Raw genomic sequence first — 17825 nt, 5'->3', positions numbered from 1 at the left:
GATTCATTCCCCTTCCAGCAAGGGGATCACCGACCCTTGCCAAGATTTTTGCAGCCAGTGCTTGATGATCTGTCGCTCGACAATGAAGAGCGGGCTTTCCGGACCCGTCAGCGAGGCAAAAGACTGGCCCTGGTATTCCTTCACCCTTGCCCCGACCCGCGAGGCGAGTTCAGGGATTTCTCCGGTCAAACCACCCGATGCGATCCACTCTTCCCGATACTGCGGAACCGTGAACCAATAGTAATCCCGGTCAAAATCGGATTCGTGGCGATTGACCACGGCCATTTTGCGATCCGCCAACTGGCAGATGGCGGATTCGTTCGCCAGGGTCGCGCTGCTGGACTCGCGCCCGATCATCCACGCCACACAGATCTGCAACCCCAACTCGTGCGCAACGGGCGCGATAATCTCCGCATAGGCGTCAATCGCCTTGTGGGAATTGGCAGGCAGGTTCATCACCACAAAATCACTCTGCAGGGCTTCCAGGTGGCTAAACAGGGTGGCTATCGCGTTCTCGGCGTCCTTGCCGCTTTTGTCCAGATTTACCGACAAGACGGAAACCACATTCTCATAGCGTGCCTTCACATCCCCGATTTTGGTATCGCCCTCCACAAGCGCAACGTTCCGCCCGGAGAACAGTCCGAACTCGACTGCCAGCATGGAAAATATACTCTTCCCTACGCCACCTTTATCGCCATGGCTAATGACCAGATGTTTCATAAACTCTCCTTTACGGTTTATCCAGATCAACAGAAAGTGATTTACGTGGTTCCTGTGATATCGGTGTTTTATGAATTGGCGATAGACCCACAGGCTTGTCCGCCATGCCGGGCAAGGGCCGTTGCTCGACCCATAGGCGCCCATCGTCCACCCCTTTGCGTGCCCGTCGGACCGCATTCGCAAAACAAATGGGCGACCCGAAACGCACGTCTATAGCCGCTTCCACCAATGCACCAATATCCTTCCACGATTCGCCGGCTCGGTGCGCCGCCTCGATGGCTTCGAGGTAGGGAAGCACCTTTGCGGTGAGCGTTCGCGCCATGCCATACCCTCCTGAAAGCGGCATCTGTGCCCCGTGCCAGATTTACGCCGCCTACCCATAGCTGGCGGAATGTCAACCCAAAACACGGTTTGACTTTGGGTTGACACGGAGTGGCACGGGAATGCCTCACAAAGGGCGTTGATTCACACGCTTTGCCGTGTACCTAGGGCCTCTTTCATATATGCACGTTGGTTTACGCCCACCCTGCGGGTAGGCTTTTATCCGCACAAACGCACCCTGTTGGGTACGCTCCGCTTGCGCTTGTGCTGCCGAGGCAACTCGCCGGTCCGCTGTGACGATACCTGTGCCCAGCGTCCTTGGCATGGGGGCTGGTATTGGCTGCACGACGCGCCCGAAGGACGGGGTTCGCTCTTTCTTGAATCCGCGCTTCACGACGTGCAGAGTCCCACGACCTCGCACTGGCGATCGCTTCGCGCTCGCTTTTGTTTGGGCATATCCGTGGTGTGGCAGTTAGAGAGTCATTCCCTGGCCTCGGCCTCGGTCGTCTTTTTGTTCGATAATCCGGCTGTATCGCTCCCTTTCCTGAGTTTCGCGCCGACGTTTCTCCTCTGCACGTGCGCGTTGGAAGGATAGGGCTTCGCGGTTTTGTTGTCTGGCTGCCTGGGCGGTACCGCGCATTGCCGCATCCCGCGCAGATTCCTGCTGAACGTATTTGCCCCAACTCTCTGCCAGCTTTTCTTTGTTATCGGTGATGATTTCCAGATGGTGCTTTTCTCGGCTCAGAGCGACGTATCCGAGATTGGCACCGGCCTTGGTTTTTTCGGCAATGACGATGGCACGATCCACCGTCGCCCCCTGCGAGGCATGCACGGTTCGGCAGTACCCGTAATCCATCACTTCGCTAGTTTTCAGTTCCACCGTTCTGCCGTCGCTCATGTTGGCGAACGCTTTTCCATCCTTTATTGCAATGACGGCATCATCGCCGTTGCGTAGATCGATATCTCGAGTCTTGTCATTCTTTCGGAACAGGACCTTGTCCCCCTGGCGCAATTCCATTTGGCGCACATTGTATAGCTGCAGTTTTTGTGAGGGCGTGAGGTTCACCGGCGCTTTTCCCGTGTCGAGAAGTGGGACGACTTGCAGCTTTCCCTTTTCGGTTCCCACAATCTTCCAGCGCGTGCCGCGATCGCCAACACCTTGCTCCTCTCGGCCAAGCTCCACCACTTGCCCTGGCTGATAGAAGGCTGCCTGCCCCTGGTGGGTTGCACTCAGGCTGACCTTGTCGAGTGCGGTGATCACGATGGCGTCTTGGCCCAGCTCGCCACGATCGATGAGGCCCTTGCGTATCTCAGCATTGGCGACTTGTCTGGTGCCATTGCTGGCCGCGAGGACTAGGGTTTGCCCTCGGTCCTCGGGAGACAGCCGAAGGTAGGATTCGGCAGCGGCTCTCGCCAGTAGCTCCTGTTTGATGGCTTTGTCGAGCTGCTTTTGACCCAGTACGGGATCGGGCAGGGGAATCTCCCGCGTATAGTGGCCGGCAAATCGCAATCCTTCCTCTGCGTCCCCCCTGGCGAAGGCTTCGGCAATGGCCAATAGCGCCTTATTTTCCTGGCGGTTGATCTTGGAGATACTGGTCTGACGGAAGTCGTTACGCTGTAACAGTTGTTCGAAGGGATTGCCGGCCTGCACGGCTTGTAATTGCTTGGGGTCGCCCACGGCCAGTGTCCGTGCCCCATCCTGTTCGGCACGCCGATAAAATCGCAGCAGGTCCTGGCGGGATACCATGCCCGCTTCATCCAGGATGTAGAGGGTCTTGCCGGGGGTCTCTGCCGGCTTGCTGCGCAGGAACGATTCCAGGGTCTGCGTGGTACAGCCTGCGGATTGCAGCTCTGCCGCTGCTTTGGCCGAGGGGGCAAGCCCGATTACCTCGTATCCAGCCTGTCGGTACTGTTCCACGATGACGGCCATGCTGGTGGTTTTTCCAGCGCCCGCTGCACCCACGATTCCCTGATGTGGTTCCCTGCCGGTGAGGGCCATCCGTATGGCCTCGACCTGCCCATCGGAATAGTTCCAGCCTTGCGCGTTCTGTCTTTGCTCCAGTAGCGCTGATACGGCTTCCGGGGGTTGCAGGGCTTGGACCTGGCCCTGGGCAGCAATAGCCTGGATCGCCAGCTCTTCCTCGACGGCCAGCGTGGTGGTGTGCATCTTGCGCATCTTGTTGGTTCCGTCCCGATCCACTGCTCCGCCATCCAGCAGTTCTGGGGTCGCGTGCAGGGCAGCGTCGATGGCCTCGATTGGAATACCTTCCGCCATGCCCTGGCGCAGAGCCTCGGCTCGGACGGCCGACGCCGAAAAGACCGTATCGCGTTCACTGCAATGATCCAGCGCCTGTCGCACAGCTATTGCTGCCCTGTCTGGGTGAGGCCTGTTAGGCTGCTTGGCTCGCTCCATGCTCCTCACCAATAGGTTGTGGGTGGGGACCTTGGCCTCCCGCAGCCGTTGCCGCCACTCCCAACGTTGCTCCGCTTGGCTCAGTTGTCGTTTCTCGGCGCGGGTGGCAGACCAGGCCGCGTCGCGTTGCGCGACGCTGGCGCCCTCGATGCCGCCCTTGTCGGTTAGGTCCGCCTGGATTTGCCCCCGCCGCCGACTGAATGCCTCGATCTGGTCTCGAGTGATACCCGCCACTTCAAAACCGGTGGCGCTTTGCTCCAGTTCATAGCCGTGCTCCACGGCCAATCGGGCCATGGTGGCCAGATAAATGGCATCGGCCTCTTTCTGGAGTTCGCAATCGACGCCTTGGTCGTTATTGATGCTGGTCCACTGCCCATCGGACCGTCGCATGGCGTTGAGCACCGTCACATGGCTATGCAGGTCCATATCCACGAGCCCATCGACTGGACGGGCATCCTCATGCCGGTGCACGGCGGCGATGATGTCCCCGTTGTACTCCGATACCCTGCCGCCCTTGCCAAGACGAGCATAGACCATGCGTTCCTGCAGAAACTCAACTGCGGCCTTGACCCCCTCGTCGTGCCATACTTTCCAGCGCTCATCCTCGCAGGCCATCATGGATACCGATTTGGGAGCACTGATGACGTACCCGTCGCCCATGCGACGATTTTGGTGCCGGCCCGCCAAATCCGTTCCATCCGGCAGCTTGCCTTCCAGTAGCGCCTGGAACTGGTCGGCATCCACGGCTCCAGACAGACCCAGGGCTTCCGCACCGCGGCCCGCCCAAAAGGAGGGCGCCCCACCACGCTCGCTATAATAACCAACCGCCTGTTCTGCCGACTCGCTCGGGCGTTCATTGCGCAGATAGTTCGCAACCCCTGCCGCACCGCCACGGCTCTTGATAGGTTTGACCCGAATCATTATCCACCCCAACTAATCCATGTTTCCTGTGTATAGCTGGCGTGGTGTCAACAAAGATGGGCGTGTTGGCAGTGGCGGGTCTCGGGCACGAAAACGTCAAAATATTCCTCCCCTCATGGCGGGCGAGAGGTTTCCCCTGACGGGTACCCTGGTACACACTTCCCGCCTTGTTGCGGACAGCGCATCACCGTATACTCCAAGCCATGATTTGATCGTTCCGCCACAAGGGGCTGGAGGCGTTCTATGCGTCGGGCTCTCTCGCCGGCATCCAAGCACAGCACGCCAAGCGGCTCCGCACGCTACTTGCGGCCTTGGATACTGAACAGTCGATCGGCGACATGGACATCCCCGGATTTCGCCTGCATCCTGCCCAAGGTACGGAGAAGGGGCGCTGGTCGATTCGGGTCAACGCGAATTGGCGGTTGACCTTCGATTTTCAGGACGGTCATGCCTATGTCTTGGATTATGAGGACTACCACTAATGGAAATGCACAATCCCCCACACCCCGGCGAATTTATCCGTGAAGTCTACCTAGAACCGAATGGGATTACCGGACGGAAGTTGGCGACCAAACTCGGGGTATCGGCTTCTACCTTGGCCCGTGTGCTCAATGGTAGCAACGGCGTGAGCTCGGAGATGGCCCTACGGTTATCTAAGGCGCTAGGGCGCTCTGCGGAAAGTTGGATGATCATGCAGGATCATTTTGACTTGTGGCAGGCGCGACAGCGGGTGAATCTGGAAAAGGTCCAAAAAGTGGATCTGAAGACGGTAGACCAATGATTCGATGCTGCCACAAATCATGGGTGAATGCTTGAAAGATCGTACCTCGACAAAGAAGAACTAATGGAGCTGATCGACAACATCAGCCGGTTGCTTGGCGATGATCTCAAGAAGACCCTCCGGCCAGGCGCGCGCCTGAAGATCGCGGCCTCGTGCTTTTCGATGTACGCCTTCGAGGCGCTGAAAGCCGAGCTGGAAAAGATCGACGAGCTGGACTTCATCTTCACCTCGCCCACCTTTGTTGCCAACGAGGTCACCGACAAGATTCGCAAAGAGCGAAAGGAGTTCCACATCCCCAAGCTCGACCGGGAACGCAGCCTCTACGGCAGCGAGTTTGAAATCCAGCTGCGCAACAAGCTCACCCAGCGGGCGGTGGCCAAGGAGTGCGCCGAGTGGATACGGCGCAAGGCCAAATTCAAGAGTAACCGCACCAAAGCGCCAATGCAGCAGTTCGCCTGTGTGCAGGCTGGTGGCACCGACACGGCTTACATGCCTCTGCACGGGTTCACCGCTGTCGATCTCGGGTACCAGCAAGGCAATGCGGTGTCCAACCTCGTCAACAAGATGGATGAGGCACCTTTTGCCGCTACATACCTGAGCCTGTTCGATCAGATCTGGAATGACCCCGAAAAGCTGGAGGACGTGACAGCGCAGATTTGTGAGCACATCGCCTCGGTTTACCAAGAGAACTCACCCGAGAGCATCTACTTCCTGATGCTCTACAACATTTTCAATGAGTTCCTAGACGACATCGACGAAGACGTCCTGCCCAACGACCGCACCGGCTACCAGGACACCCTGATCTGGAACAAGCTCTTCAACTACCAGAAGGATGCTGCCACCGGGATCATCAACAAGCTGGAAACCTACAGCGGCTGTATCCTTGCCGACAGCGTCGGCTTGGGCAAGACCTTCACCGCACTGGCAGTCATCAAGTATTACGAGTTGCGAAACCGATCTGTGCTGGTGCTCTGCCCCAAGAAGCTGGCGGACAACTGGCTGAACTACAACCGTAACCTCAAGACCAACATCTTCGCCCGCGACCGGTTCAACTACGACGTCCTCTGCCACACGGATCTGTCCCGTATCAGCGGCGAGTCCTTCGGTACACCGCTGAACCGCATCAACTGGGGCAACTACGACCTCGTCGTCATCGATGAGTCGCACAACTTCCGCAACAACGACGCCTACAAGGACAAGGAAACCCGCTACCAAAAGCTGATGCGCAAGGTGATTCAGGAAGGGGTCAAGACCAAGGTGCTGATGTTGTCGGCCACGCCAGTCAACAACCGCTTTACCGACTTGCGCAACCAACTGGCACTGGCCTACGAGGGCGACTCAGAAAACCTCAGCAAGAAGCTGCGCACTGGCAAGACGGTAGAGGATATTTTCCGTGGTGCGCAGGCCAGCTTCAATGCATGGGCAAAGCTTCCACCGGAAGAGCGCACAGCGCGAGCCATCCTGGACTCGTTGGACTTCGACTTCTTCGAATTGCTCGACAGCGTCACGATTGCACGCTCGCGCAAGCATATTCAGACCTTCTACGACACCAAGGACATCGGCCAATTCCCCGAGCGCCGCAAGCCTTTGTCGTTCCACAGCCCGCTCACGCAGCGAACGGACGTGATGAGCTTCAACGAGATCTTCGAGCAACTGTCCCTGCTCAAGCTCGCCGTGTACGCCCCGATCAGCTACATCCTGCCAAGTCGGCTAAAGAAGTACGAGGAAATGTACGACACCCAGGTCGCTGGCAAAGGCAAGCTCAAGCAAGCCGACCGCGAAAAGAGCCTGCAGGCGTTGATGACAACGAATCTGCTCAAGCGCCTAGAAAGCTCGATTGAGTCTTTCCGCTTGACGCTCCAGTCCCTGCGTGCGAACCACACGTATACGCTGACCAAGATCAGCACGTTCAATCAGACCGGCAGCGTCACCAGCATTGATGATCTGACCGACCAGTTGGAAAACCTCGACGCGGACGACGACGACCTGTCCACCATTGGGGACAGCGACGAGTCTGAAAAAATAGGCGCCAAGATCAAGATCAGCCTCGCCGACATGGACTTGCCGTCCTGGGAGCACGAACTGAAGGCGGACTTACAGGTCATCGATGCCTTGCTGGCTTCAATGAACAAGATCACACCGCAGGACGACGCCAAGTTGCAGCACCTCAAAGTGCAACTGCTTGGCAAGATTGCAAACCCAATCAACCCCGGCAACAGGAAGGTGCTGATCTTCACGGCCTTTGCCGACACCGCTGATTACCTGTACGCCAACCTTGCGCCGGAGCTGCTGGCCACGCTCGCCATCCACACGGCCAAGGTCACCGGCAAGGGTGCGCCGCAGTCCACGCTCAAGAAGAGCTACGACTTCCAGGAACTGCTCACCCTCTTCTCGCCGCGTTCGAAGGAGAAAGCCGTCGTGCTGCCGAACGAACCGGCAGAGATTGACTTGCTGATCGGCACTGATTGCATCTCCGAAGGCCAGAACCTGCAGGACTGCGACTACCTCATCAACTACGACATCCACTGGAACCCAGTGCGCATCATCCAGCGCTTTGGCCGGATAGATCGCATTGGCTCGCCCAACAGCAGTATCCAGCTGGTCAACTACTGGCCCGACATTTCGCTCGACGAGTACATCAACCTCAAGGAGCGGGTTGAGAGTCGGATGATGATTGCCGACGTCACGGCCACCGGCGACGACAACGTGCTGAGCGCCCAATCCAATGATGTGTCCTACCGCAAGGAGCAACTGCGTCGCCTGCAGGAGGAAGTGATCGAGCTGGAGGATTTGAAGACTGGCGTGTCGATCACTGACCTGGGGCTGAACGACTTCCGCATGGACTTGCTCAACTACGTCAAAGCCCACGGCGAGCTCAGCCATTTGCCCAACGGGATGCACGCCGTGGTGCCTGCCAAGCCGGAGTTGGGCCTGCGCCCAGGCGTGATCTTTACCTTGCGCAACCGCAATCCCGGCGTGAACGTCAACCAACACAACCGCCTGCACCCTTACTACCTCGTCTACATCAACCGCGAGGGTGAAGTCATTCACGACCATACCGAGGTCAAGCGCCTGCTCGATCTGGTGCGCAGTTGCTGCAAGGGCCAAGACAAACCCATTGTCGAGGTGTGCCAGCGCTTCAATCAGGAAACCGCAGATGGCCGCCGGATGCAGCCGTACTCGGATCTGTTGGGAAAATCCATCCGTTCGATGATCGAGGTAAAGGAAGAAAAGGACTTGGACAGCCTGTTCAGCGGCGGCAAGACCACCGCGCTGGTTAACACCATCGCCGGCCTGGACGACTTCGAACTCATTAGCTTCCTTGTGATTCAGGAGGCCGGATGAGTCAAAGAGCGTCCACACAAAAACTAGCGCTGATCGCCTATCCCAAGCAAGCCGCCTTTGGCCGCACCCTGCCAAAGAACAAGATCTACGAACACAGCGGTGCCAATACGAGGCTGAAGGACTTGTTCACCCGGCAGGTGGAGCAGATCGTCTGGCAGTACAAGCTCGCCCCAGAAACGATCAACCTGCCAGCGCGGTCCGGTGTGCCGGAAATCCAGATTTTCTCGATCCAGCTCAAGACGTCGGAGCTGAATCTGGACGTTTTGCGCTGCATCGATAGAGCGGTGCAGTTTCCCATCATCTTCGAGCTGAGCTTTGATGGCCGAACACAGGTGATTGCCGCGTACAAGCGGCCGAGCGAAGCCGACGCCCGTTGCTGGGTGCTCTCCAGCTACTTCCACAGCGACTGGATGCCAGCCAGCACTGTCCGGACGGCTATGCCGGTAGCCCTCGACATGGCTAACCTCTACATCGGCTTGTTGCAAGGCCTGTTGCCGCTCCCGATACGTTCACAGGAGTCCTTGTCCGACTGGGTCGTGCGCATCGAGCAGGCAGAAGCCAAGCGCCGCGAAGTGGAAAAGACCCAGGCGAGACTGGCTAAGGAAAAGCAATTTAAGCGCAAGGTTGAGATCAACGCGGCCCTGCGGCAATTGAAAACTGAACTTGAACAATTGAGCTGCTGAGCCCTGATATCGGAAATGCAGTGACCAGAGGAGTGAATATGGAAAAACTGAAAATGCACTCGCCGAATCTCACGCAGGACAACATCGCCCGCATTCGTGAGCTGTTTCCGGGCTGCGTCACCGAAGCCAAGGGCGAGGACGGCAGCGTGAAAATGGCCGTGGATTTTGACCAGTTGCGGCAAGAGTTGGCCGAGTCGATTGTGGAAGGGCCGCAGGAACGCTACCACCTGAACTGGCCAGGTAAGCGTGAAGCCTTGCTCACAGCCAACGCGCCGATTGCCAAGACGCTGCGCCCCTGCCGCGATGAAAGCGTGGACTTTGATACCACGAAGAACCTGTTTATCGAGGGCGATAATCTCGACGCGCTGAAGCTCTTGCAGGAAACCTATCTAGGCAAGGTCAAGATGATTTACATCGACCCCCCCTACAACACGGGGAACGACTTCATCTATGAGGACAGTTTTGTTGAGACGGCGGAAGAATATTTTATTCGATCTTTTCAACAAGATGATGCTGGGAATAAGCTGGTTGCAAACAATGAATCGAACGGAAGGTTTCACTCTGACTGGCTTAGCATGATTTATCCAAGGCTCAGACTTGCGAGAAGCTTACTGTCAGACAATGGGCTCATCTTTATATCAATCGGCGACGATGAACAAGCATCTCTAAAGAAGTTGTGCGACGAAGTCTTCGGTGAGGAAAATTTTCTAGGATGTGCATGTCGAGTATCAAAGAAGGCAAATAATCAAGGCGATTATTGGTCGCCAAATTTTGACTACATTTTGACATATGCAAAGAACAAAGAATTCTGCGAGGTGTTCTTTGGCGGTGTCAATGTAAGTGCCTATAAGCATGCAGATGAGGATGGTCCTCGGAAAGGTGAAAAGTATCAACTTGTTCGACTGTACATGACTAGCCTGGACTCGATGCGAGGTTGCAGCAATCAGCGATATTACATAGAAGCCCCAGATGGTACTTTGCTAATTCCTCCCGGCAACACTTTTCCCGCAACCAAGGTGGATGGGGCAGGAGTGGCTCCAGTCACGGGTGCGGATAAGGTGTGGAGGTGGAGTCGAGAAACGTATCTCAACAATAAGGACAAGATTGTCGTTAAAAGAGTTCGATCCTCTAATTTAGTTGATTCAAACGGCAATGCGGTGTTATGGAACGTATTCACGAAGACTTATTTGAGTGACGTGATTGCCAATTCGAGTGCCAAGCCAAATAGTCTTATTGAGGATCATATAAATCAAAACAGCTCCCATGAGCTAAAGGAGCTCGGCGTGCCGTTTAGCTTTGCTAAGCCATCATCGTTGATTAAGTACCTATGTGAAATATCGCGCGTCAAGTCCGGAGAAGTGGTTATGGACTTTTTTGCGGGATCGGGAACGACTGCGCACGGCGTCATGGATTACAACTCCGAGTTTGGTGAAAATGTACGGTGGCTACTGATCCAGCTAGCGGAGCCTCTTAAATTCGATGATAAGAATCAGAAGGATGGGTATATCTTCTGCGAAAAGCAGAATTTTCCAAAAGTCATACCTTCTCTGACAAAGGAGAGGATCAGGCGGGCAGCAAGGGCCATATCTGAAGCGGCCCGAGAAGAAACGGTCGACCTTGGTTTTCGTGTCCTGACACTTGGTACCTCCAACATGGTCGACGTTTACTACGCCCCAGATGCGTTCGACAAGGTCAAGTTCGAACTGTTCGTCGATAACATCAAGCCCGACCGCACGCCGGAAGACCTGCTGTTCCAGGTGATGCTGGATTGGGGCGTCGACCTGGCTCTGCCCATTACCAAACAGTCCATTCAGGGCAAGGATGTGTTCTTTGTCGACGGCAACGCACTGGCCGCCTGCTTTGACGCGCACAGTGGCATCGACGAAGCCTTCGTGAAAGAACTGGCCAAGCGCCAACCGCTGCGCGTGGTGTTCCGCGATGCGGGCTTCAAGGACGACGCCACCAAGATCAACGTGGAGCAGATTTTCAAGCTGTTGTCGCCCGTCACCGAAGTGAAGTCCATCTGAGGAGGGCGGGATGGAACAGGCAAGGCTCGCTCAGTTGCTGTCGGAATTGATCGCCACTTGGGAAAATGAGGTGGTCGAGTTCAAACAGGCGGACAATGACTACAGCACCGATGACATCGGGAAGTATTTCTCCGCGCTGGCAAACGAAGCCAACCTGCGCGGCGCTGAGTCCGCCTGGCTGGTGTTCGGCGTGAGCAACAAGACCCGCTCCGTGGTGGGCAGCGACTACCGACCGCAAGCCGATCGCCTGCAATCGCTGAAGATGCAGATTGCCGAAAACGCCGAGCCACGCATGACCTTTCGCGACATACACGAGCTGCATCATGCGGATGGCCGCGTGGTGTTGTTTGAGGTTCCCGCCGCGCCCAGAGGCATTCCGATCGCATGGAAGGGGCATTACTACGCCCGCGCAGGCGAAAGCCTGATTTCGCTGGGGCTGGACAAGCAGGATGAAATACGCCACCAGACCTTGGCGCAGGACTGGACAGCGCAGGTGGTGCCCGACGCTACCCTGGCAGACCTGGATACGGATGCCATACAGAAGGCGCGCGATTCCTTCGCCCAGAAGTACGCCAATCGTTTTAAACCGGATGAGGTGGCGAACTGGCCGCTGGCGACTTTTCTGGATCGCGCCCGGCTAACCCAGAATGGGCAGGTCACACGCGCCGCCTTACTCTTGCTCGGCAAGGCCGAAGCGGCCTTTCACCTGTCGCCGCATCCCGCGCAACTGACCTGGAAGCTGGAGGGGGCGGAGCGCGCCTACGAGCACTTCGCCCCGCCTTTTTTGCTCAGCACCACGCGCTTGTACCAGCGCATCCGCAATATCCAGTTGCGCATCTTGCCGCAGGATCAGCTGATCCTGGTCGAGGTCTCCAAGTACGACCAGAAGATCGTGCTGGAAGCGCTGCATAACTGCATTGCCCATCAGGACTACACACGCAATGGCCGTGTTCTGGTGACCGAGTTGCCGGACAAGTTGCTGTTCGAGAATGAAGGCAGCTTCTTCGAGGGTCTGCCTGACGAATACGTCGAAGGGCACAAGACGCCGCGCCGCTACCGAAACCCGTTCCTCGCCCAGGCAATGGCCGAGCTGAACATGATCGACACGATGGGCTACGGCATTCACCAGATTTACAAAGGTCAGGCTCGGCGTTATTTCCCGCTGCCCGACTACGACCTGAGCGAACCCGGTGTGGTGAAGATGACGGTCTACGGCGGTGTAGTCGATCCGGCATACAGCCGCCTGTTAATCCAGAAAACCGACCTGCCGCTGGCCGACGTACTGGCGCTGGACCGGGTGCAGAAGAAACTGCCCATCCCCGATGAGGCCGCAGCTCGTCTGAAACGGATGCAACTGATCGAGGGGCGCAAGCCCAACTTCCATGTGTCGGCCGCCGTAGCCATCGTTACGGCGAGGAAAGCGGACTACATCCGGACACGGGCACAGGATGATGCGTTCTACGCCAAGCTGTTGACGGATTACCTCGAAAAGTTTGGGCAGGCGAGTCGCGTGGAGGTCAACAAGCTACTGCTGGACAAGCTCAGCGATGCGCTGGATGAGAAGCAAAAAGTCAATAAGATCAGTAATCTGCTCACGAAATTGAGGCGTCGGGGTTTGATCGAGAACCAGGGCAGTGACCATGTCCCTCGGTGGGTGCTTGCAGAGAAGGGCGAATGATGTGCAGAGAAGAAATCGGAGGTTATGGAATCGTCGCCAAATTAACTTCTTGTAAATCAACTGGTTGTTCTTCTCTGAAAACTGACAGTGCAGAGAAGATGCATAGATATGTACGGAAGGATTGCAGAGAAAAATGAAGCTCAAATTCAAGACGCAGGCCTACCAGACGGCGGCAGTGCAAGCTGTGGTCGACTGCTTCAAGGGGCAGGTTCCGCATCATGGCGGCGTTCGCTACCGGCTCGATCTCGGTAGCCAGAAAACTGCTCCCGTGAGTACGCAGGGGCTGCTTCCGCTGGGGGTCCGGGCGTCTGAAACCGCACTGGACATGGAAGCTGCATTTCGCAACGCCGACTTCACGTTGTCGGAAACAGCGCTGCTCGACAACATCCGAGCCGTGCAGCACGGCCAGAACCTGCCGGTATCTGACGCGCTGGTCAAGACCAAGGTGGCAAGGGTCAATCTCGACATCGAGATGGAAACTGGCACCGGCAAGACCTATTGCTACATCAAGACGATCTTTGAGCTGAACAAGCAATACGGCTGGAGCAAGTTCATCATCGTGGTACCCAGCATCGCCATCCGTGAAGGCGTAGCCAAGTCGCTGCAGATCACTGCAGAGCACTTCCTGGAGACTTACCACAAGAAGGCGCGATTCTTCATCTACAACTCGAAACAGCTGCACCACCTGGAGAGCTTCTCGTCTGACGCGGGCATCAACGTGATGGTGATCAACGTGCAGGCCTTCGCCGCGCGAGGAGCCGACAACCGCCGCATTTATGACGTGCTGGACGATTTCCAGTCGCGCAAGCCCATCGACGTGATCAGCGCTAACCGCCCCATCCTGATCCTGGATGAACCGCAGAAGATGGAAGGCGCGGCGACGTTGAAGTCGCTGGAGGAGTTCAAGGCGCTGATGGTGTTGCGCTACTCGGCCACCCACAAGACCACGCACAACAAGATTCACCGGCTAGACGCGCTGGACGCCTATAGCCAGAAGCTGGTAAAGAAGATCGCGGTGCGCGGCATCGCGGTGAAAGGCCTGGCGGGCACGGCGGGCTATCTGTACTTGCAGTCCATCGAGATTTCGAGCAAGGCGCCTGTGGCCCGTGTTGAGTTCGAGCAGAAGCTGAAAAGCGGCGAGATCAAGCGCGTGGTGCGCAAGATCTCCAAAGGAGACAACCTCTTCTCCGATGGTTTTTCAAACGAGCTGGATCAGTACCGTGGCTATGTAGTCGCGGACATCAACGCCAACTCCGACACCCTGAGCTTCACCAATGGTGTCGAGCTCACCGTCGGGGATGCAATCGGTGATGTGACCGAGACCGCGCTGCGCCGCATTCAAATTCGCGAGGCCATCAAGGCGCACTTCGATAAAGAACAGCCGTTGTTCGAGCAAGGCGTGAAGGTGCTGACGCTCTTCTTCATCGACGAAGTTGCCAAATACCGCGACTACAGCGCACCGGACGAGAAAGGCGAGTACGCCCGCATCTTCGAGGAGGAGTATCAGCTCTACCTCAACGAGGTGCTAGATCTGGATGAGACGCCGTATATCAAGTACCTAAAAGGCATTTCTGCCGAAAAGACGCACAGCGGCTATTTCTCCATCGACAAGAAGAGCAAACGACTGGCCGACCCCACGGTCGCGGCGCGTGGCGAGAACGCGGGGCTTTCCGACGACGTGGACGCCTACGACCTGATCCTGAAGGACAAGGAGCGGCTGCTGTCGTTCGCCGAGCCGGTACGCTTCATCTTCTCCCACTCGGCACTGCGTGAAGGCTGGGACAACCCGAACGTGTTTGTCATCTGCGCACTGAAGCATAGCGATAACACGATTTCCCGCCGCCAGGAGGTGGGGCGTGGCTTGCGGCTGTGCGTCAACCAAAGTGGTGACCGCATGGATAACCCAGTCACGGTACACGACATCAATGTTTTGACCGTGGTGGCCAGCGAGAGCTACAGGGAGTTTGTCACGGCGCTGCAGAAGGACATCAGCGAGTCGCTGTCGGCGCGTCCGCGCGTAGCGGACGAGGCCTACTTCACCGGCAAAGTTCTGAAGACGGCGACTGGTGATGTCGAGGTCACACCGCAACTCGCCAAGCAGATCTACAAATACCTGCTCAAGCACGACTACACCGATGACGCTGACCGCATCACCAGCGTCTACCACGAGGCCAAAAAAGACGGGACACTGGCGCCTTTGCCCGAGGATCTGGTTCCGCACGCCGAGCAGGTTTTCCAATTGATTGACAGCGTGTTCAGCGAGAGCCAGCTGCCTGACATTAGCGACGATCGCAAACCCAAGAAGAACCCGCTCAACGCCAACTTCGAGAAGCAGGAGTTCAAAGCGCTGTGGCATCGGATCAATCGCAAGGCGGTGTACAGCGTCGACTTCGACTCCGATGAACTGGTGCAGATAGCGGTAAAGACTCTCAACGACAAAGATGCTGGGCTTCGTGTGACCCCGATGCAGTACACCATCCAGCACGGCGAACAGGCAGCCGCCGTGACCTATGACGAAATAAAGGCCGGCGATGCCTTCGAATTGAAAGCCACACAGACGGAAACCAACCGCGCCTCGATCCATTCGGCGGTCAAGTACGACCTGATCGGTAAGCTTGCCGAAGGCACTCAGCTGACGCGACGCACGGTGACCGAGATCCTCAAGGGGCTCAACGCGACCGTATTCGCGCAGTTTAAGACCAACCCAGAGAGCTTCATCGCCGAAGCGATTCGCCTGATCAACGAGCAGAAGGCTACCGTCATCATCGAGCATCTGGCCTACGATCCGGTCGAAGACAAGTTCGACCTCGACATCTTCACTGCCGGGCAAACCAAGCAGGACTTCAGCAACGCAGTCAAGACGCCCAGGCACCACATCTACGACTTCGTACTGCCAGATTCCGGCTCGAAGCGGGAGCGTGATTTTGCAGAGGCGTTGGAGGCCAGCACCGAAGTCATTGTGTACGCCAAGCTACCGCGCGGTTTCCTGATCCCGACCCCGGTCGGAGACTACAACCCGGACTGGGCCATCTCGTTCAAGGAAGGCGCGGTGAAGCACATCTACTTCGTTGCAGAAACCAAAGGATCGATGTCCTCGATGGATCTGCGCGAGATCGAAGAAACCAAGATCAAATGCGCCCGCAAGTTCTTTGATGAGATGAACCGCCGTTTCGCCCCGGAGAATGTCAGGTACGACGTGGTGGACAGCTTCGGGAGGCTTATGGAGATAGTTAAAACATGAGCTCGAGTCTTTTTTCTCTGGAAACTCAGGGGATGGTGCACGTGATATCGGTCTCGACGGCCTCGCAGCGGAGCTGGCCAATTTTACGTCGCCTGAGAAAAAAAGACGGACGTTCTGCCGGAGAAGAACGCGCCATCACAAGCTTCAAAGATATTCGGCCTCTGCTGCCAAAGGAGGGGCTTCTAGTTCCCTCGTTCGTAATCGATGAGGCGATGGAGCGCATCAAGGATGGAAGTATCACCGACTATGTCTACGACCGGGAGACGGCTAGCTTCAAGCCACCCCGCTAGATCGCTCACACTTGCAAAGGAACCACGTCATGCCCGAAATCGTCTGCCCCCACTGCCACACGGCCTTTCAGGTCGATGAGTCTGGCTACGCCGAGATCCTGCGCCAAGTGCGCGACAAGGAGTTCAACAAACAGGTCGCTGAACGCCTAGCCCTGGCGGAGCGCGACAAGGAGACAGCGCTACAACTCGCCCGAGCGCAGCTTGAGCAGCAGCGCCAGCAATCCGTAGCCGACAAGGATGCCGAGATCGCCAAGCTCCAGGCGCAGATCGCCTCCCTCTCGGAGCTCTCGGAGGCCAAACTACTCAACCAACTCCAGCGCGTCGCTGCCGAAAAAGACGCCCAGATACAGGCGCTGCAGGCCAAGGTCCAGGCCCACGACACCAGCAAAGCGCTGGCAATTCGGGAGTCCGTCGAAAGCGTTCAAAAGGAACGGGACGAGTTACGCGCAGCACTGCAAAGGGCAGGGCTCGAGAAGGATTTGGCCGAAAAGGCGCTGACAGAACGGTACGAGATGCAGATCCGGGATCGCGACGAGGCTATCGAGCGGCTGCGCGACATGAAGGCGCGGCTCTCCACCAAGATGCTTGGCGAGACCCTGGAGCAGCACTGCGAAGTCACCTTCAACCAGATCCGCGCCACCGCCTTCCCGAATGCCTACTTCGAGAAGGACACCGACGCCCGCACCGGCAGCAAGGGCGATTATATTTTCCGCGATTTCGACGCCTCCGATCCCGCCAACCCCATTGAGATCGTGTCCATCATGTTCGAGATGAAGAACGAGGCGGACACCACGGCCACCAAGAAGCGCAACGAGGACTTCTTCAAGGAACTCGACAAGGATCGTTCCGAGAAGGGCTGTGAGTACGCCGTGCTGGTATCGCTCCTGGAGTCCGACAGCGAGCTCTACAACACCGGCATCGTCGATGTCTCGCACCGGTACCCCAAAATGTACGTCATCCGCCCGCAGTTCTTCCTGCCGATGATTACCCTACTGCGTAACGCTGCCCTCAATAGCCTCCGCTACCGGCAGGAGCTTGCCCTAGTCAAGGCGCAGAATATCGACATCACCAACTTCGAGGCCGAGCTGGAAGGCTTCAAGGACGCCTTCGCCAAAAACTACGACTTGGCCGCTCGCAAGTTTCAAGCCGCCATCGACGAGATCGACAAGTCCATCGACCACCTGCAGAAAACCAAGGACGCCCTCATGGGCACCGATCGCAACCTGCGCCTAGCCAACGATAAGGCGCAGAACGTTACTATCAAGCGCCTCACCCGGGGCAACCCGACCATGAAAGCAAAGTTCGATGAGCTTTCGGAATAGGTCGGCTTGCATACTTCACCGCAAAGGGAGGTACCATGCTGCCCAGAACTACTGGATCGGACTGTTCCCCAGGGCATATACGC

Annotated in this window: 12 protein-coding genes; 9 read left to right on the top strand and 3 right to left on the bottom strand. The window is 57.0% G+C overall.

The genetic code is table 11. The features are described 5' to 3' along the window. Positions 1-3 precede the first annotated feature (3 nt). The 3 genes from M5D89_RS09715 to mobF form a co-directional block, all read right to left on the bottom strand. The gene (locus tag M5D89_RS09715; protein WP_225487371.1) at positions 4-720 is read right to left on the bottom strand and encodes a hypothetical protein; all 717 of its coding nucleotides are present in this window, start codon (positions 718-720) and stop codon (positions 4-6) included. Between the two features lie 10 nt (positions 721-730). Next, on the bottom strand, positions 731-1042 hold the full coding sequence (locus M5D89_RS09710; RefSeq protein WP_248885604.1) for a hypothetical protein: 312 nt from the start codon (positions 1040-1042) through the stop codon (positions 731-733). 471 nt (positions 1043-1513) lie between these two features. Further along, positions 1514-4375, bottom strand: a complete 2862-nt coding sequence (mobF, locus tag M5D89_RS09705; RefSeq protein ID WP_248885603.1) for a MobF family relaxase — start codon at positions 4373-4375, stop codon at positions 1514-1516. Between the two features lie 230 nt (positions 4376-4605). On the opposite strand from mobF, the gene M5D89_RS09700 reads away from it, so the two are divergent. The 9 genes from M5D89_RS09700 (at position 4606) to M5D89_RS09660 (ending at position 17742) form a co-directional block, all read left to right on the top strand. Then, the gene (locus M5D89_RS09700; protein ID WP_283103135.1) at positions 4606-4857 is read left to right on the top strand and encodes a type II toxin-antitoxin system RelE/ParE family toxin; all 252 of its coding nucleotides are present in this window, start codon (positions 4606-4608) and stop codon (positions 4855-4857) included. Beyond that, entirely contained in the window at positions 4857-5156 is a 300-nt protein-coding gene (locus tag M5D89_RS09695) for a HigA family addiction module antitoxin (RefSeq protein WP_248885602.1), read from the top strand. Before M5D89_RS09700 ends, M5D89_RS09695 begins: the two co-directional genes overlap by 1 nt. 63 nt (positions 5157-5219) lie before the next feature. Beyond that, positions 5220-8501 (top strand): helicase-related protein, encoded by a 3282-nt coding sequence (locus tag M5D89_RS09690; protein ID WP_248885600.1) that lies wholly within the window; start codon positions 5220-5222, stop codon positions 8499-8501. Then, positions 8498-9184 carry a DUF4391 domain-containing protein gene (locus M5D89_RS09685; protein ID WP_248885599.1) on the top strand — a complete coding sequence of 229 codons (687 nt, stop codon included), beginning with the start codon at positions 8498-8500 and terminating at the stop codon, positions 9182-9184. Before M5D89_RS09690 ends, M5D89_RS09685 begins: the two co-directional genes overlap by 4 nt. A gap of 38 nt (positions 9185-9222) precedes the next feature. After that, the gene (locus M5D89_RS09680) at positions 9223-11211 is read left to right on the top strand and encodes a site-specific DNA-methyltransferase (RefSeq protein ID WP_248885598.1); all 1989 of its coding nucleotides are present in this window, start codon (positions 9223-9225) and stop codon (positions 11209-11211) included. A gap of 10 nt (positions 11212-11221) precedes the next feature. Continuing rightward, on the top strand, positions 11222-12889 hold the full coding sequence (locus M5D89_RS09675) for an RNA-binding domain-containing protein (RefSeq protein WP_248885597.1): 1668 nt from the start codon (positions 11222-11224) through the stop codon (positions 12887-12889). A 133-nt stretch (positions 12890-13022) separates the two neighbouring features. Beyond that, positions 13023-16130, top strand: a complete 3108-nt coding sequence (locus tag M5D89_RS09670) for a type III restriction-modification system endonuclease (RefSeq protein ID WP_248885596.1) — start codon at positions 13023-13025, stop codon at positions 16128-16130. Beyond that, positions 16127-16420 (top strand): hypothetical protein, encoded by a 294-nt coding sequence (locus tag M5D89_RS09665; RefSeq protein ID WP_248885595.1) that lies wholly within the window; start codon positions 16127-16129, stop codon positions 16418-16420. The genes M5D89_RS09670 and M5D89_RS09665 overlap by 4 nt, the downstream gene beginning before the upstream one ends. Before the next feature lie 29 nt (positions 16421-16449). Continuing rightward, entirely contained in the window at positions 16450-17742 is a 1293-nt protein-coding gene (locus M5D89_RS09660) for a DUF2130 domain-containing protein (RefSeq protein ID WP_248885594.1), read from the top strand. Positions 17743-17825 lie beyond the last annotated feature (83 nt).

Origin of the sequence: Acidithiobacillus acidisediminis (assembly GCF_023277115.1) — a bacterium.
Lineage (GTDB): Bacteria > Pseudomonadota > Gammaproteobacteria > Acidithiobacillales > Acidithiobacillaceae > Igneacidithiobacillus > Igneacidithiobacillus acidisediminis.
The sequence above is the reverse complement of the archived record's forward strand: the minus strand, read 5'-3'. Positions and strand labels throughout refer to the sequence as shown.

Bases quoted from the DNA above. Each gene is read 5' to 3' on its own strand.
- M5D89_RS09715 (WP_225487371.1), bottom strand. From the start codon at position 720: ATGAAACATCTGGTCATTAGCCATGGCGATAAAGGTGGCGTAGGGAAG.
- M5D89_RS09710 (WP_248885604.1), bottom strand. From the start codon at position 1,042: ATGGCGCGAACGCTCACCGCAAAGGTGCTTCCCTACCTCGAAGCCATC.
- mobF (WP_248885603.1), bottom strand. From the start codon at position 4,375: ATGATTCGGGTCAAACCTATCAAGAGCCGTGGCGGTGCGGCAGGGGTT.
- M5D89_RS09695 (WP_248885602.1), top strand. From the start codon at position 4,857: ATGGAAATGCACAATCCCCCACACCCCGGCGAATTTATCCGTGAAGTC.
- M5D89_RS09690 (WP_248885600.1), top strand. From the start codon at position 5,220: ATGGAGCTGATCGACAACATCAGCCGGTTGCTTGGCGATGATCTCAAG.
- M5D89_RS09685 (WP_248885599.1), top strand. From the start codon at position 8,498: ATGAGTCAAAGAGCGTCCACACAAAAACTAGCGCTGATCGCCTATCCC.
- M5D89_RS09680 (WP_248885598.1), top strand. From the start codon at position 9,223: ATGGAAAAACTGAAAATGCACTCGCCGAATCTCACGCAGGACAACATC.
- M5D89_RS09675 (WP_248885597.1), top strand. From the start codon at position 11,222: ATGGAACAGGCAAGGCTCGCTCAGTTGCTGTCGGAATTGATCGCCACT.
- M5D89_RS09670 (WP_248885596.1), top strand. From the start codon at position 13,023: ATGAAGCTCAAATTCAAGACGCAGGCCTACCAGACGGCGGCAGTGCAA.
- M5D89_RS09665 (WP_248885595.1), top strand. From the start codon at position 16,127: ATGAGCTCGAGTCTTTTTTCTCTGGAAACTCAGGGGATGGTGCACGTG.
- M5D89_RS09660 (WP_248885594.1), top strand. From the start codon at position 16,450: ATGCCCGAAATCGTCTGCCCCCACTGCCACACGGCCTTTCAGGTCGAT.